The 14299-nt window shown below is 71.6% G+C and carries 14 protein-coding genes; 4 read left to right on the top strand and 10 right to left on the bottom strand.

Annotation, left to right across the window (positions count from 1 at the left end):
• Positions 1-33: 33 nt before the first annotated feature.
• From ACFU5K_RS01460 to afsQ1, 3 genes are read right to left on the bottom strand one after another with little or no spacing between them, the layout of a single operon-like run.
• The gene (locus tag ACFU5K_RS01460) at positions 34-690 is read right to left on the bottom strand and encodes a hypothetical protein (RefSeq protein WP_384055256.1); all 657 of its coding nucleotides are present in this window, start codon (positions 688-690) and stop codon (positions 34-36) included.
• Positions 687-2213, bottom strand: a complete 1527-nt coding sequence (locus tag ACFU5K_RS01455) for an ATP-binding protein (RefSeq protein ID WP_384055259.1) — start codon at positions 2211-2213, stop codon at positions 687-689. The genes ACFU5K_RS01460 and ACFU5K_RS01455 overlap by 4 nt, the downstream gene beginning before the upstream one ends.
• Positions 2210-2887 carry a two-component system response regulator AfsQ1 gene (gene afsQ1 / locus ACFU5K_RS01450; protein WP_015578482.1) on the bottom strand — a complete coding sequence of 226 codons (678 nt, stop codon included), beginning with the start codon at positions 2885-2887 and terminating at the stop codon, positions 2210-2212. The genes ACFU5K_RS01455 and afsQ1 overlap by 4 nt, the downstream gene beginning before the upstream one ends.
• A 193-nt stretch (positions 2888-3080) precedes the next feature.
• On the opposite strand from afsQ1, the gene ACFU5K_RS01445 reads away from it, so the two are divergent.
• Positions 3081-3827: a SigE family RNA polymerase sigma factor gene (locus tag ACFU5K_RS01445; protein ID WP_384055261.1), complete on the top strand. Its 747-nt coding sequence runs from the start codon at positions 3081-3083 to the stop codon at positions 3825-3827.
• A gap of 156 nt (positions 3828-3983) precedes the next feature.
• Here ACFU5K_RS01445 and ACFU5K_RS01440 read toward each other — a convergent pair whose 3' ends face one another.
• Positions 3984-4688 (bottom strand): uridine kinase, encoded by a 705-nt coding sequence (locus tag ACFU5K_RS01440; RefSeq protein WP_384055264.1) that lies wholly within the window; start codon positions 4686-4688, stop codon positions 3984-3986.
• Positions 4689-4751: 63 nt separating this feature from the next.
• Here ACFU5K_RS01440 and ACFU5K_RS01435 point away from each other — a divergent pair, with 63 nt between their 5' ends.
• Positions 4752-5177, top strand: coding sequence for a hypothetical protein (locus ACFU5K_RS01435; RefSeq protein WP_384055267.1), 426 nt, complete (start codon positions 4752-4754; stop codon positions 5175-5177).
• A 60-nt stretch (positions 5178-5237) separates the two neighbouring features.
• Here the strand turns inward: ACFU5K_RS01435 and ACFU5K_RS01430 are convergent, their stop codons facing one another.
• The 3 genes from ACFU5K_RS01430 to deoC are packed head-to-tail and all read right to left on the bottom strand — an operon-like array spanning position 5238 to position 8546.
• Positions 5238-6164, bottom strand: a complete 927-nt coding sequence (locus ACFU5K_RS01430; RefSeq protein WP_384055270.1) for an aldehyde dehydrogenase family protein — start codon at positions 6162-6164, stop codon at positions 5238-5240.
• Complete coding sequence (locus ACFU5K_RS01425; RefSeq protein ID WP_384055273.1) at positions 6157-7593, bottom strand: aldehyde dehydrogenase family protein; 1437 nt, start codon at positions 7591-7593, stop codon at positions 6157-6159. Before ACFU5K_RS01425 ends, ACFU5K_RS01430 begins: the two co-directional genes overlap by 8 nt.
• A gap of 5 nt (positions 7594-7598) precedes the next feature.
• Entirely contained in the window at positions 7599-8546 is a 948-nt protein-coding gene (gene deoC / locus ACFU5K_RS01420; protein ID WP_384055334.1) for a deoxyribose-phosphate aldolase, read from the bottom strand.
• A gap of 124 nt (positions 8547-8670) precedes the next feature.
• Here deoC and ACFU5K_RS01415 point away from each other — a divergent pair, with 124 nt between their 5' ends.
• Positions 8671-9309 (top strand): PH domain-containing protein, encoded by a 639-nt coding sequence (locus ACFU5K_RS01415; protein ID WP_384055276.1) that lies wholly within the window; start codon positions 8671-8673, stop codon positions 9307-9309.
• Positions 9310-9382: 73 nt separating this feature from the next.
• Here the strand turns inward: ACFU5K_RS01415 and ACFU5K_RS01410 are convergent, their stop codons facing one another.
• From ACFU5K_RS01410 to ACFU5K_RS01400, 3 genes are all read right to left on the bottom strand, one after another.
• Positions 9383-11023 carry a phospho-sugar mutase gene (locus ACFU5K_RS01410; RefSeq protein WP_384055279.1) on the bottom strand — a complete coding sequence of 547 codons (1641 nt, stop codon included), beginning with the start codon at positions 11021-11023 and terminating at the stop codon, positions 9383-9385.
• 207 nt (positions 11024-11230) lie between these two features.
• Entirely contained in the window at positions 11231-12055 is an 825-nt protein-coding gene (locus ACFU5K_RS01405) for a purine-nucleoside phosphorylase (protein WP_384055281.1), read from the bottom strand.
• Positions 12056-12159: 104 nt separating this feature from the next.
• On the bottom strand, positions 12160-12597 hold the full coding sequence (locus ACFU5K_RS01400) for a gamma-glutamylcyclotransferase (protein WP_384055284.1): 438 nt from the start codon (positions 12595-12597) through the stop codon (positions 12160-12162).
• 252 nt (positions 12598-12849) lie between these two features.
• Between ACFU5K_RS01400 and ACFU5K_RS01395 the strand changes: the two genes are divergently transcribed.
• Positions 12850-14289 (top strand): NAD(P)H-quinone dehydrogenase, encoded by a 1440-nt coding sequence (locus tag ACFU5K_RS01395; RefSeq protein ID WP_384055287.1) that lies wholly within the window; start codon positions 12850-12852, stop codon positions 14287-14289.
• Positions 14290-14299: the final 10 nt, after the last annotated feature.

Raw genomic sequence — 14299 nt, 5'->3', positions numbered from 1 at the left:
CACGACCGGCCGGGCACCACGGGCGGAGAGGCCTCAAGGAAGCTCTACCGCACCCAGCGTGGGCACCTCCGCGGGGCGGGCCTTCGTCTCCGACGTGCACAGATAGCCCCGCGGGGCGTAGTTCCCCGGCCCTCCGAGCAGCACCGAGCCGTTCGAGCCGATGCCGTCGCTCTCCGTGAACGTGCAGACCACCTGGGCGAGTGCCTCCGCGGGGAGGTCCTCCGGCTGCTCGCTGAGGCGCAGAGTGCCCTTCGGGTCACCCTGGCGGGCATCGGCGGCCCGCAGCCCCACCGGTACGTCGCTGGAGAAGCCGGCCCGCCGCTCGTCGGCCGAAGGCTCGCGCTCCAGCTCGTCCAGCAGCGCCTGGGCGACCATGAGCCGGTCGGACCGTGACTCGTCGAGTTCGGCCGTGCGCTCCACCGTCGCGAGCTGAGAGGCGCAGATGAGGTGGATCCTCACCGAGACGCTCCCCGGCGGAGGGGGCAGGGTGGCATCGGACGCAGCGGTACGGCACGGCATCCGCGACGGCGCCGCGCCCGCGTCGACCGGCACCGAGGTGCTCCGGATCCCGCAGCCCGAGGCCAGTGCCGCGCACGCCGCGACGACGGCCAGTGCTGCTGCGGCCCGGCGCCGGCCGCCCCTCGGACGGCCCCTTCGCGGTGCACCGTACGCCCGCTCGCTGCGCGTCACTTCGCGTCGCCCTTCTCGTCCCGGTCGTCGTCGCCCGGCATGCCGGTCAGCCCCTCGGCGTCACGCGGGAGCCGCAGCACGAACATCGCGCCCTCACCGTCCGGGAGGTTCGAGGCCGTGATGTCACCGCCGTGGATGTGCGCGTTCTCCAGCGCGATGGACAGGCCGAGACCGCTGCCCTCGGAGCGCGGCCTGGAGGCACTCGCCTTGTAGAAGCGGTCGAACACGTGGGGCAGGACCTCCTCGGGGATGCCCGGGCCGTGGTCGCGCACCTCGATGACGAGATCGTCGTCGTCGGTCCGTACCGACACCCGCACCGGCGAACCGCCGTGCTTGAGGGCGTTGCCGATCAGGTTCGCCAGGATCACGTCGAGCCGCCGCGGATCGAGCCGCACCATGATGCCGCGCTCCGCGTCCAGGTCGACCGCGTCCAGCCAGGCGCGGGCGTCGATGCAGGCGGTCACCTGGTCCGCGACGTCGACGGTGTCCAGGACGAGGCGGGCCGTACCCGCGTCGAAGCGGGTGACCTCCATGAGGTTCTCGACCAGGTCGTTCAGCCGCCGGGTCTCGCTCACCACCAGGTGCACGGCCGGGGCGATCATCGGGTCGAGACTGTCCGCCTCGTCCTCCAGCACCTCGGCGACCGCCGTGATCGCGGTCAGGGGAGTTCGCAGCTCGTGCGACATGTCGGCGACGAACCTGCGGCTCGACTCCTCCCGCGCGCTCATGTCGGCGACCTTCTTCTCCAGGGAACTCGCAGCCTTGTTGAACGTGTGGGAGAGATCAGCGAGTTCGTCCGTTCCGGAGACCGCGAGACGGGTGTCGAGCTTCCCCTCGCCGAGCTTGCGGGCCGCGTCGCCGAGCCGCTGCACCGGTCGCAGCACCGTCGTCGCGGCCGCCTGGGCGAGGAGTGCCGATCCGACGAGGGCCAGCGCCGTGGCGATGCCCAGCGACCAGGCGAGCGAACTCAGGTCCTCGCGCTCCTGGTCGAGCGACTTCAGCATGTAGCCGGCCGGACCACCACCGATGATCTTCGTGCCGGCCACCAGGTAGGGCGTGCCGCCCATCGTCGTGCGCTGCCAGAACAGGTGGTACTCAAAGGTGTTGCTCGACGTCAGCGGCTGCTTCTTGTTCACCTGCTTCTGCAGCGACGCGGGCACGTCGACCTTGGTGAACGAGTCGATGTCGGACGACCCGGTGACGGGCTTGCCGTCACGCGTGCCGACCAGCAGTACTTGGTAGCCGGGGCCGCTGCTCGCCATCTGCTCGGCGGCGTCCCGAAGGTCCGTCGACGAAGGCTCCAGTGGCAGCGAGGCGGCCTTGTTCTGCATCTGGCGGCGGAAGTCGCCCAGCGCCGAGTCCTGGGTGCGCGTCAGCACGGCCTCACGGTTGAGCCAGTACGCGATGCCCGAGGCGGACACCGCGGCCGTCAGGGCCACCAGCGCGAACACGATCAGCAGCCGCAGCCTCAGGCTGGTCCAGCGAAGACCCGCGAGTACGGAACGCTTCGCGGGATCGCTCACTGAGGCGAGTCCAGCCGGTAGCCGACGCCGCGCACGGTACGGATCAGCGTCGGCGAGGAGGGCACGTCCTCCACCTTCGCCCGCAGCCGCTGCACGCAGGCGTCCACCAGCCGCGAGTCACCGAGGTAGTCGTGTTCCCACACCAGACGCAGCAACTGCTGCCGCGAAAGGGCCTGTCCGGGCCTGCGGCTCAGTTCGAGCAGGAGACGCAGCTCGGTCGGCGTGAGCTGCAGGTCCTCCCCGTTCTTGGTGACGGTCATCGCCGAACGGTCGATGACGACACTCCCGAACGTCGCCGAGTCGGTCGACTCCCTCTCGCCGCGCCGCAGAACCGCACGGATACGGGCGTCGAGCACCCGGCCCTGCACGGGTTTCACCACGTAGTCGTCCGCGCCGGACTCCAGTCCCACCACGACGTCGATGTCGTCGCTGCGCGCGGTCAGCAGAATGATCGGCAGCTGGTCGGTGCGCCGGATGCGCCGGCAGACCTCGAAACCGTCGATCCCGGGCAGCATCACGTCCAGCACGACCAGGTCCGGCCGCTGCTCCCGGAGCAGCTCCAGGCCGTCCTCTCCCGTCGCCGCGGTGGCCACACGGTGGCCCTGGCGAGACAGCGAGAGTTCGAGGGCCGTGCGGATGGCGTCGTCGTCCTCGATCAGCAACAGGAAAGGCACGGGGGCCATTCTGGCCCATGGTGCTGCCACCTTTCGACAATCCCCCCTACTTGATCCCCGGCTCGATCCCCGGCGCGGGTGCCCGGCCCGCCCTGTGACAGCCCTGTGACAGTCGGGGGACAGCGCCATGAAACTGCCCCGGCAAGCTCAATGGCACACGGAACGAACGGACTCCACCGATGGGGGGCGCCAGATGAACGCACTGCACAGCACCACCTCAAGCGCAGTTGTCACACGCCTCCACGACGTCGGGAGGAGCCCGGAGAAGTCCGGCACCGGAGCGCGTGGGTGTTTCCGGGGTGCCGGTCGTCAGCACTCGTCGTACCTGACGATGGTTGACGCGTCCACGGGGGAAAACGGGGGAAAAGCGTACGGGGAGGGCTCGGGGGAGCGGAAGGTCCCGGCGCAGGCCGAGAGCGCCGAGGTGGCGTTCACCGCCTACGTCCAGGAGCGCCGTGCCTCCCTGTACGCGACCGCCTACCACCTGACCGGCGACCGGTTCGAGGCCGAGGACCTGCTGCAGAGCGCCCTCTTCTCGACGTACCGGGCGTGGGACAGGATCAGCGACAAGGCGGCGGTCGGCGGATACCTCCGCCGGACCATGACCAACCTGCACATCAGCGCATGGCGCAGGCGAAAGCTGAACGAGTACCCGACCGAGGAGCTGCCGGAGACGGTCGGCGACACGGACGCGATGCGGGGCACGGAACTGCGTGCGGTGCTCTGGCAGGCGCTGGCGCGGCTGCCCGAACTCCAGCGCACGATGCTGGTCCTGCGCTACTACGAGGGCCGCACGGACCCGGAGATCGCGTCCATACTCGGCATCAGTGTCGGCACGGTGAAGTCGAGCATCTGGCGGTCGCTCCGCCGGCTGCGCGAGGACGACGTCCTCAGCTTCGGCCGTGACGAGGAGGAGTCCTTCGGCGAGCTGGTGGCCTGAGGTCTACGGGGGAACGGGGGAGAACGCCGCCGCTTCGGGGGAAGCGGCGGTACGGGGGTGACACGCAGCGGGGGCGGACAGGCCGGGGGGTCCTGTCCGCCCCCGCTGTTTCGTCGCGCGACGGCCACGACGGCCCGGGTCCGGGCGGTCACGGCCTCAGTTCGGTACCCGGCTCCGGGGAGCGAGACAGCGGCCCGCCGCGGCGGCGGCCAGGCGGCCCAGCGCCTCCTGCTTGGCGCAGGGATACGCGCCCAGCGCGGCCTGGCGGGCCACGATGTGCCGCTCGGCCCGCATCAGCCGCCACCCGCGCCGCAGCAGGAACGGCACGGACTTCCGCCCTTCCCGCAGATCCCGCAGCAGACGCCGGCGGAACGTCGTGGACGGCCGCCCGCGCAGGCACAGGGCGTCGGCCAGTATGCCGAGCTCCTGGCAGCGCTCCACTATGTCCGCCGCGAAGATGCCCTCGGCGACGAACAGGGGCGTGCGTTCGATGTCGAGCGTCTCGCGGCCGACCCGCGCGCTCGTGGCGATGTCGTACAGCGGGACGTCCGTACGCCCCGTGCGGCACAGCTCGGCGACGGCCGCGACCGCACCGTCCGCGTCCCAGGACAGCGCCGAGTCCCAGTCGATGTCGGTACTACCGGTGACCCGGGGCAGTGTCGGGTCGTTTCCCTCCTTGTAGAAGTCGTCCAGGCGCAGCACGGGCAGACCGCTGCGGGCAGCGAGGGACGACTTGCCGGAGCCGGAAGGACCGGCGAGCAGCACGACGCGAGTGGGGATCGGTTGGGAACTCACAGAACAGAAGTGTGAGGCATTGACCCGCGTAGGGGATCCCCCGGAGGTCCTGTTGGTATCGAGCATCACACCTCAACTACTCTGCGCGCACGGATGATTACTCAACACGTCCCGATCAGGTGGGAAAACATGGCACGTCACGCACTGTCCAAGCCCCCCCGCCGCGCACTGCTGCGCGCCGGTCTGACCCTCACCGCACTGGGTGCGGCACTCGGTGCGGGAGGCACGGCGGCCCAGGCCGCCGTCCTGCCCGCCACACCCGCCACCGGTGCGGACTCCGCGGACAGCACCCTGGGGGCGGTCGGCGAGGCGGCGTCGCCCGCACTGACCAGCGCCCTCGGCTACGGACTCGCGGGGGCCGTCAAGCCCGTCACGGACCTGCAGCTGGATCCGCTCGCCGGGACGGGGGTGGATCCGCTGGACAACGCGGTGGGTACCCAGATCGCCGACTTCAAGCCGGTGACCACAGCCCTCGTCACAGACCCGCTGACCAGCGGGGCCGCTCTGGGCGACCTGCCCGTGATCGGCGAGGTGACCGGTCTGATCACCGGCTGAATCGACCGCGGACGCGCGTACGGGGCCGCTCGGGGCGGCCCCGCACGCGCGTCCGGCGGCTCAGTACGAGGAGCCGGAGGCCCCCAGGGCGCCCGTCGGGTGCCAGACCGTCTTGGTCTCCAGGAAGGCCGTCAGGCGGTGCGTGCCCGGGTCGGCCGACCAGTCCGCCCCGTCCACAGCCTGTGGACGGTTGCGCACGACGCGCTTCAGGTTGTCCGCGGCCGCGATCTCCAGTTCCGTCGCCAGTTCGGCGTCGGCGCCGGTGAGGTCGATGGCGTTGACGTCCTGGTGGGAGGCCAGCGGGGCCGCGAGCTCGGCCGTCCTCCCCGACAGGATGTTCACCACGCCGCCCGGCAGGTCGGAGGTGGCCAGTACCTCGCCCAGCGAGAGCGCGGGAAGGGGTGCGTCCGCCGAGGCGACGACGACCGCGGTGTTGCCGGTCGCGATCACCGGGGCGATCACCGAGACCAGGCCGAGGAAGGACGACTCCTGCGGCGCCAGGACCGCCACCACGCCCGTCGGCTCCGGGGTGGAGAGGTTGAAGAACGGGCCCGCCACCGGGTTCGCCCCGCCCACGATCTGGCCGATCTTGTCGGTCCAGCCCGCATACCAGACCCAGCGGTCGACCGCCGCGTCGACGACGGCCGCGGCCTTGGACTTCGACAGCCCCTCCGCGTCCGCGACCTCGCGCACGAACTGGTCCCGGCGCCCCTCCAGCATCTCCGCGACGCGGTAGAGGACCTGGCCGCGGTTGTACGCCGTCGCGCCCGACCAGCCGCCGAACGCCTTGCGCGCGGCGACGACCGCGTCACGGGCGTCCTTGCGGGACGACAGCGGGGCGTTGGCCAGCCACTTGCCCTTGCCCGCTGCGGCAGTGGCTGATTTCTTCGCGGTCACCTCGTACACCCGGCCGCTCTCGGAGCGGGGGAACTTGCCCCCGACGTACAGCTTGTAGGTCTTGAAGACGCTCAGTCGCCCGTCAGACATCGAGGTAGGCCTCCAGACCGTGGCGGCCGCCTTCGCGGCCGAAGCCCGACTCCTTGTATCCGCCGAACGGCGAGGTCGGGTCGAACTTGTTGAACGTGTTGGCCCAGACGACGCCCGCGCGGAGCTTGTTCGCCACCGCGAGGATGCGGGAGCCCTTCTCCGTCCAGATGCCTGCCGAGAGGCCGTACTGACTGTTGTTCGCCTTGGCGACCGCCTCGTCCGGGGTCCGGAACGAGAGGACGGACAGCACCGGGCCGAAGATCTCGTCACGGGCCACCGTGTGCGCCTGGGTGACGTTGGTGAAGAGGGTCGGGGCGAACCAGTAACCCGACGACGGGAGGTCGCAGGGGGCCGACCAGCGCTCCGCGCCCTCCGCCTCGCCGGTCTCCACCAGGGCGGTGATCCGGGCGAGCTGCTCGGCGGAGTTGATCGCGCCGATGTCGGTGTTCTTGTCCAGCGGATCGCCGAGCCGCAGCGTGGACAGCCTGCGCTTCAGGGCGTCCAGCACCTCGTCCTGGACCGACTCCTGGACCAGCAGCCGCGATCCCGCGCAGCAGACCTGGCCCTGGTTGAAGAAGATCCCGGTGACGATGCCCTCGACCGCCTGGTCGACCGGTGCGTCGTCGAAGACGATGTTCGCGCCCTTGCCGCCCAGTTCGAGCGTGGCCTTCTTGTCCGTGCCGGCGATCTGCCGGGCGATCGCCTTGCCGACCGCGGTCGAGCCGGTGAAGGCGACCTTGTTCACGTCGGGGTGCGAGACGAGTGCCTCGCCCGCGTCGCCGTAACCCGTCAGGATGTTGACGACACCCTTGGGCAGGCCGGCCTGGCGGCAGATGTCCGCGAAGAACAGGGCGGAGAGCGGAGTCGTCTCGGCGGGCTTCAGCACCACGGTGTTGCCGGTGGCGAGCGCCGGGGCGATCTTCCAGGCCAGCATCAGCAGCGGGAAGTTCCACGGGATGATCTGGCCGGCCACCCCGAGCGGACGGGGGTTCGCCCCGTAGCCCGCGTGGTCCAGCTTGTCGGCCCAGCCCGCGTAGTAGAAGAAGTGAGCGGCGACCAGCGGGAGGTCCGCGTCGCGGGTCTCCTTGATCGGCTTGCCGTTGTCCAGGGTCTCCAGGACGGCGAGCTCCCGGGAGCGCTCCTGGATGATCCTGGCGATCCGGAAGAGGTACTTGGCGCGCTCGGAGCCGGGCAGGGCCGACCACTTCTCGAACGCCTTGCGTGCGGCCTTCACGGCCCGGTCCACGTCCTCGGAGCCGGCCCGTGCGACCTCGGAGAGCACCTCCTCGGACGAGGGGCTGACCGTCTTGAAGACCTTGCCGTCGGCGGCCTCGGTGAACTCGCCGTCGATGAACAGGCCGTACGAGGGGGCGATGTCGACGACGGAGCGGGACTCCGGAGCCGGCGCGTATTCGAATGCAGATGCCATGGGGATCAGTCCACCGTCACGTAATCGGGGCCGGAGTAACGGCCGGTGCTGAGCTTCTGGCGCTGCATCAGCAGGTCGTTCAGCAGGCTGGAGGCGCCGAAGCGGAACCAGTGGTTGTCCAGCCAGTCCTCGCCCGCGGTCTCGTTCACCAGGACCAGGAACTTGATGGCGTCCTTGGTGGTGCGGATGCCGCCGGCGGGCTTCACGCCGATCTGCACACCCGTCTGCTGCCGGAAGTCGCGCACGGCCTCCAGCATCAGCAGGGTGTTCGCCGGCGTCGCGTTCGTGGCGACCTTGCCGGTCGACGTCTTGATGAAGTCCGCCCCCGCCAGCATCCCGAGCCAGGAGGCGCGCCGGATGTTGTCGTACGTCGACAGCTCGCCGGTCTCGAAGATCACCTTGAGCCGCGCCGAGCCGCACTCGGCCTTCACGGCGACGATCTCCTCGTACACCTTGAGGTAACGGCCGGAGAGGAAGGCCCCCCGGTCGATCACCATGTCGATCTCGTCGGCCCCGGCCGCCACGGCGTCGCGGACGTCCGCGAGCTTGACGTCGAGCGCGGCGCGGCCGGCGGGGAAGGCCGTCGCCACGGAGGCCACCTTCACCCCGGAGCCCGCCAGCGCCGCGACGGCGGTCGCCGCCATGTCGGGATAGACGCAGACCGCGGCGGTGCGCGGGGTCGTGCGGTCGGTGGGGTCGGGGTTGACGGCCTTGGCGGCGAGAGCCCGGACCTTGCCCGGGGTGTCCGCGCCTTCCAGCGTCGTCAGGTCGATCATCGAGATGGCGAGATCGATCGCGTACGCCTTGGCGGTCGTCTTGATCGATCGTGTGCCGAGGGACGCGGCGCGCGCTTCGAGGCCGACGGTGTCGACGCCGGGCAGCCCGTGCAGGAAGCGGCGCAGCGCACTGTCGGACGCCGTCGCGTCGGCGAATGCTGGAGCAGTGGTGGGCATGGTCACCACACCAGCATATCTACGCGCGTAGCAACATGTACAGGCCCGTTCTCCTTCCGGTCCTCCCGCGACCTCCGCGAGGCCGGGCCGCACCTGCTCCGCCACTTCAGGCAGAATCGGGAGCATGACGAGTCCCACACCCTCCGCCGAGCCCGCCCACGCCGACCGGACCTACCGGTCGGGTGCCGGCATCGTCAGCGGCGTGCTGCTGATCCTGCTGGTCGGCTGGATCGGCGGGGACGCGGTGTTCCGGGGCACGGGGCGGGTGCCCTGGCTGTCACTGGCCGCCCTGCTGACCGTGGTCCCGCTGATCGTCGCGTTCACCCTGAGGCCTGCGGTCTTCGCCGACGTCGAGCGGATCCGCATCCGCAACCCGTTCCGCACGATCGTGGTGCCGTGGGCCGACGTCTCCACGGTACGCGCCACGTACTCCAGCGAGATCTTCACCCACGGCGGTGACAAGTATCAGTTGTGGGCGGTCCCGGTCTCGCTGCGCGAGCGCAAGCGGGCGTCCAGGAAGGCCGTCCAGCGGGCGCACGACGATCCCTACGGCCGCACGTCCGCGCACGCCGACGTCCGCGACTCCCAGGCGCTTACGGCCGCCGCGGATCAGACGGTGGGCGACCTGCGGGAGCTCGCCGAGCGCGCCGCCGCCCGCACCGAGAAGGCCACGACGACCGCCTCGGTGCGCTGGGCCTACGAGGTGATCGCCCCGGCCGCCGTGGGTCTGGTGGCGCTCGTGGTCCTGTTCGCCGTCAGCTGACGGGGGAGCGGGGCGTCGGGCCCGCGCGCGTGCCCACCGGTCACGCCGCCTTCGCCTCCCCTGTGCGGCCCGCTCAGATGCCGGCCGCGGCTGCCAGGTCGCGCTTGACGGCGGCGAGGAGTCCGGCGCCCTTCGCGGCCGCCCCGGGCAGCTCGTCGGCCGATGCGACCGGGACGACGACCTCCAGGTAGCACTTGAGCTTGGGCTCGGTGCCGCTCGGGCGGACGATGACCCGGGCGCCCGTCAGGTGGTAGCGCAGGCCGTCGGTGGGCGGCAGCGCGCCGGTGCCCAGGGAGAGGTCCTCGGCCGAGGTGACGGGCAGGCCGGCCAGTTCGGCCGGCGGGTTCTCGCGCAGGCGCCGCATGGCGTCGGCGATGACCGACAGGTCCTCGACCCGGACGGACAGCTGGTCCGTCGCGTGCAGCCCGTGCTCGACGGCCAGGTCGTCCAGCAGGTCCAGGAGGGTGCGGCCCTTCTCCTTGAGCGCGGAGGCCAGCTCCGCGATCAGCAGGGCGGCCGTGATGCCGTCCTTGTCGCGCACCCCGTCCGGGTCGACGCAGTAACCGAGCGCCTCCTCGTAGCCGTACCTCAGCCCGTCGACGCGCGCGATCCACTTGAAGCCCGTCAGCGTCTCCTCGTAGCCGAGGCCGGCCTTCTCGGCGATACGCCCCAGCAGTGACGAGGAGACGATCGACTCGGCGAACACGCCCGTGACGCCCCGCTCGACGAGGTGCGCGGCGAGCAGCGCGCCGACCTCGTCGCCCCGCAGCATCCGCCAGCCGCCCTCGACGGCGGGGTCGGGTACGGCGACGGCGCAGCGGTCGGCGTCCGGGTCGTTGGCGATGACGATGTCCGGCCGGGCCGCGCGTGCGGTCGCGAAGGCCAGGTCCATGGCCCCCGGCTCCTCCGGGTTGGGGAAGGCGACGGTGGGGAACGCCGGGTCGGGCTCGGCCTGTTCGGCGACCAGCACCGGCTCGGGGAACCCGGCCCGTGCGAAGGCCGCGGTCAGGACGGACGTGCCGACGCCGTGCATGGCGGTGTAGACGGTCCGGGCGGTCCGGGGTGAGCCGGGGCTGAGGACGGCGTCCGTACGGGCGAGGTAGGCGGCCAGGACCTCTTCGCCGAGGGTCTCCCAGCCGGACTCGGGACGCGGCACACGCTCGAGCGGGCCGACCGCCTCGATCGCGGCGGCGATCTCCGCGTCGGCCGGAGGCACGATCTGCGAGCCGTCACCCAGGTAGACCTTGTAGCCGTTGTCGCGCGGCGGGTTGTGGCTGGCAGTGACCTCCACGCCGGCGACCGCCCCGAGGTGCCGTATGGCGAACGCCAGGACGGGTGTGGGCAGCGGGCGGGGGAGCACCGCCGCGCGCAGCCCCGCTCCGGTCATCACGGCCGCGGTGTCGCGGGCGAAGTCGGCCGACTTGTACCGGGCGTCGTAACCGATGACGACGAGCCCGCCGGCCTGTCCCTGCGCCCGCAGGTAGGCGGCCAGACCCGCGGCGGCACGGATGACGACGGAGCGGTTCATGCGCATCGGCCCGGCGCCGATCTCGCCCCGCAGGCCCGCCGTGCCGAACTGGAGCGTGCCGGCGAAGCGGTCGGCGAGCTCGGTGAGGTCACCGGCGTCGATGAGCCCGGCGAGCTCCGCGCGGGTCTCGGGGTCCGGGTCCTCGGCGAGCCAGGTCCTGGCCCGCGTGATGAGGTCCTGCTGCACGGTGTCCGCCTTTCTGCGGTGCGGTTGTGTGGGGCGGGGAGGGTCGGCTGTCGCGCGGGGCGGTCACCCCGCCGGCCCCTTCCGTGACCGGTGCTCCGGTCGAGGGGCCCCGGACCGCCGCGCCCCGATCGCCGGAGCGGCCGATGATGCCGGGCCCGGACGACGCGAGACGCCGGCCGAGGCCGATTCCGCCGGGTCGCGGGGTGATCAGATGCGGTCGAGTACCCGGGCCAGCAGGGCGCCCATCCGGGTGGCGGAGTCGCGGCCGGCCTGGAGGACCTCCTCGTGGTTGAGGGGCTCGCCGCTCAGGCCCGCGGCCAGGTTCGTGACCAGGGAGATGCCCAGCACCTCGGCACCGGCCTCACGCGCCGCGATGGCCTCCAGGACCGTCGACATGCCGACGAGGTCGCCGCCCATGACCCGGACCATGCCGATCTCGGCCGGGGTCTCGTAGTGCGGGCCGGGGAACTGTACGTACACGCCCTCCTCGAGCGTGTCGTCGATCTCCTTGCACAGGGCGCGCAGCCGCGGCGAGTACAGGTCGGTCAGGTCGACGAAGTTCGCGCCCACGATCGGCGAGGCCGACGTGAGGTTGATGTGGTCGCTGATGAGGACCGGCTGGCCGGGGCGCATGCCCTCGCGCAGCCCGCCGCAGCCGTTGGTCAGGACGATCGTCCCGCAGCCCGCCGCGACGGCCGTGCGCACGCCGTGCGCCACGGCCGCGACGCCGCGGCCCTCGTAGTAGTGCGTGCGGCCGAGGAAGACCAGGACGCGCTTCTCGCCGATCCGGTACGAGCGGATCGTGCCACCGTGCCCCTCCACGGCCGGGGCCGGGAAGCCGGGCAGCGCGGTGACGGGGAACTCGGCCTCCGGGGCGCCGAGCGCCTCGCCGGCGGGGGCCCACCCGGAGCCCATCACGAGAGCGACGTCGTGGGTCTCGACGCCGGTCAGCTCGCGCAGGCGGGCGGCGGCGTCGGCGGCGGCGGCGAGGGGGTCGCCCTGGATGTGGTCCGGAATAACAGATACGTTCACGCGGATGAGGGTAACCGCTGATTCCCTACGCGCGTAGATGTGCTCGTTGAGAGTCTGGCCGGACCTCTTCGTATTCTCGTACAGAAACTGTGGCGGGCCCAGGTTCAGCAGGGGTGCTTGCGCACGTTCATCACGTAGTCGTGCGGTGCTCCGGCGGACTCGGCGGCATCCGCCACCTCGCCCAGGTACCTGGCGGAGGGCAGCCCGCCCTCGTAACCGTTCAGCACGTACATCCAGGCGGGCTCGTCGCCGTCCAGCGTGTGGACGCGCACGCGCATGCGCCGGTAGACGTCGAGGCCGACGCCCTCCCAGCGGTCCATGGAGTCCTCGTCCATGGGTGCCAGGTCGTACAGCGCCACGAAGACCTGGGAGCGGGGGGCCTCCACCACCGTGGCCAGCGCGCCCTCCCAGCCCATCTGCTCTCCCCCGAACGTCAGCCGCCAGCCGTTGAGCCAGCCCGTGCCGCGCAGCGGGGAGTGCGGTGCGCGGCGCGTCATCAGCCGCGCGTCGAGGTTGCCGGCATACGCGGCGTAGAGCGACATGGGGTCGAGGGTACGGGAGGTGACGCGCGGTGCGGCGGTTCCGGGGCGAGGGACCACCCGTGCGGGACGCCCTGCGGCGGCCGGTGAACCGCGCCTCGACCGGGCGCGTGCCCGTATGGAGGGCCCCGGGGCGAAGCAGCTTGGCGCGTGCGGGACAATGAATTACGTACTGCATACGCCGGGGCGGCCCCCCGGACCCCCGGCCGGGGCGGCAGACGGCCGTGGGATGACACCACGCGAGGCGGACTTTTCGTGACCCGGATCGTGATCATCGGCGGCGGCCCCGGCGGCTACGAGGCTGCATTGGTGGGCGCCCAGCTCGGCGCGGAGGTGACCGTCGTCGACTGCGACGGCCTCGGCGGCGCGTCGGTACTCACCGACTGCGTGCCCTCGAAGACCCTGATCGCGACGGCCGAGGTGATGACCACCTTCGACTCCTCCTACGAGGAACTGGGCATCATCGTCGCCGACGACACCCCGCACATCGAACAGGTGGCGCGGGTGGTCGGGGTCGACCTCGGCAAGGTCAACCGGCGGGTGAAGCGCCTGGCGCTCGCCCAGTCCCACGACATCACCGCCTCCGTCACCCGCGCGGGGGCCAGGGTCATGCGGGGCCGCGGCCGCTTGGAGGGCCTCCAGGCCTCCGACGGCTCCCGGCAGGTCGTGGTGACCGCGGCCGACGGGACCGAGGAGCGGCTCACCGCCGACGCGGTCCTGATCGCGACGGGCGGCCACCCTCGGGAGATCCCGGACGCCCTGCCCGACGGCGAGCGCATCCTGAACTGGACCCAGGTCTACGACCTCGACGAGCTCCCCGAGGAGCTCATCGTCGTCGGATCCGGTGTCACCGGCGCCGAGTTCGCCGGCGCCTACCAGGCACTGGGCTCACGCGTGACCCTGGTCTCATCCCGCGACCGGGTGCTCCCCGGCGAGGACCCGGACGCGGCGGCCGTCCTTGAGGACGTCTTCCGCCGCCGGGGCATGAACGTCATGGCGCGCTCCCGCGCGCAGTCCGCCAAGCGCGTCGGCGACCGGGTCGAGGTCACGCTGGCCGACGGCCGCGTCATCTCCGGTACCCACTGCCTCATGGCGGTCGGTGCGATCCCGAACACCGCGGGCATGGGCCTGGAGGAGTCCGGGGTGCAGCTCAAGGACTCCGGGCACATCCGCACCGACCGGGTCTCCCGCACCAGCGCCCCCGGCGTGTACGCGGCCGGTGACGTCACCGGGATCTTCGCGCTGGCCTCGGTCGCCGCGATGCAGGGCCGGATCGCGATGTACCACTTCCTCGGCGACGCCGTGGCGCCGCTGAACCTGAAGACGGTCTCCGCGAACGTCTTCACCGACCCCGAGATCGCCACGGTCGGTTACAGTCAGGCCGACGTCGACTCCGGCAAGATCGACGCCCGTGTCGTGAAGCTGCCGCTGCTGCGCAACCCGCGCGCCAAGATGCAGGGCATCAGGGACGGGTTCGTCAAGATCCTCTGCCGCCCGGGCACCGGCATCGTGGTAGGCGGCTGTGTCGTCGCACCGAGGGCCAGCGAGCTGATCCACCCGATCTCGCTCGCGGTCGACAACAACCTGACGGTGGAGCAGATCGCGAACGCCTTCACGGTCTACCCCTCCCTGTCGGGCTCGATCGCCGAGGTCGCCCGCCAGTTGCACACCCGTAAGTCGGCCGGCGAGGCGTAGTACGGACCGC

It is taken from the genome of Streptomyces sp. NPDC057428 (assembly GCF_042803195.1).
Classification (GTDB): domain Bacteria; phylum Actinomycetota; class Actinomycetes; order Streptomycetales; family Streptomycetaceae; genus Streptomyces.
The sequence above is the reverse complement of the archived record's forward strand: the minus strand, read 5'-3'. Positions and strand labels throughout refer to the sequence as shown.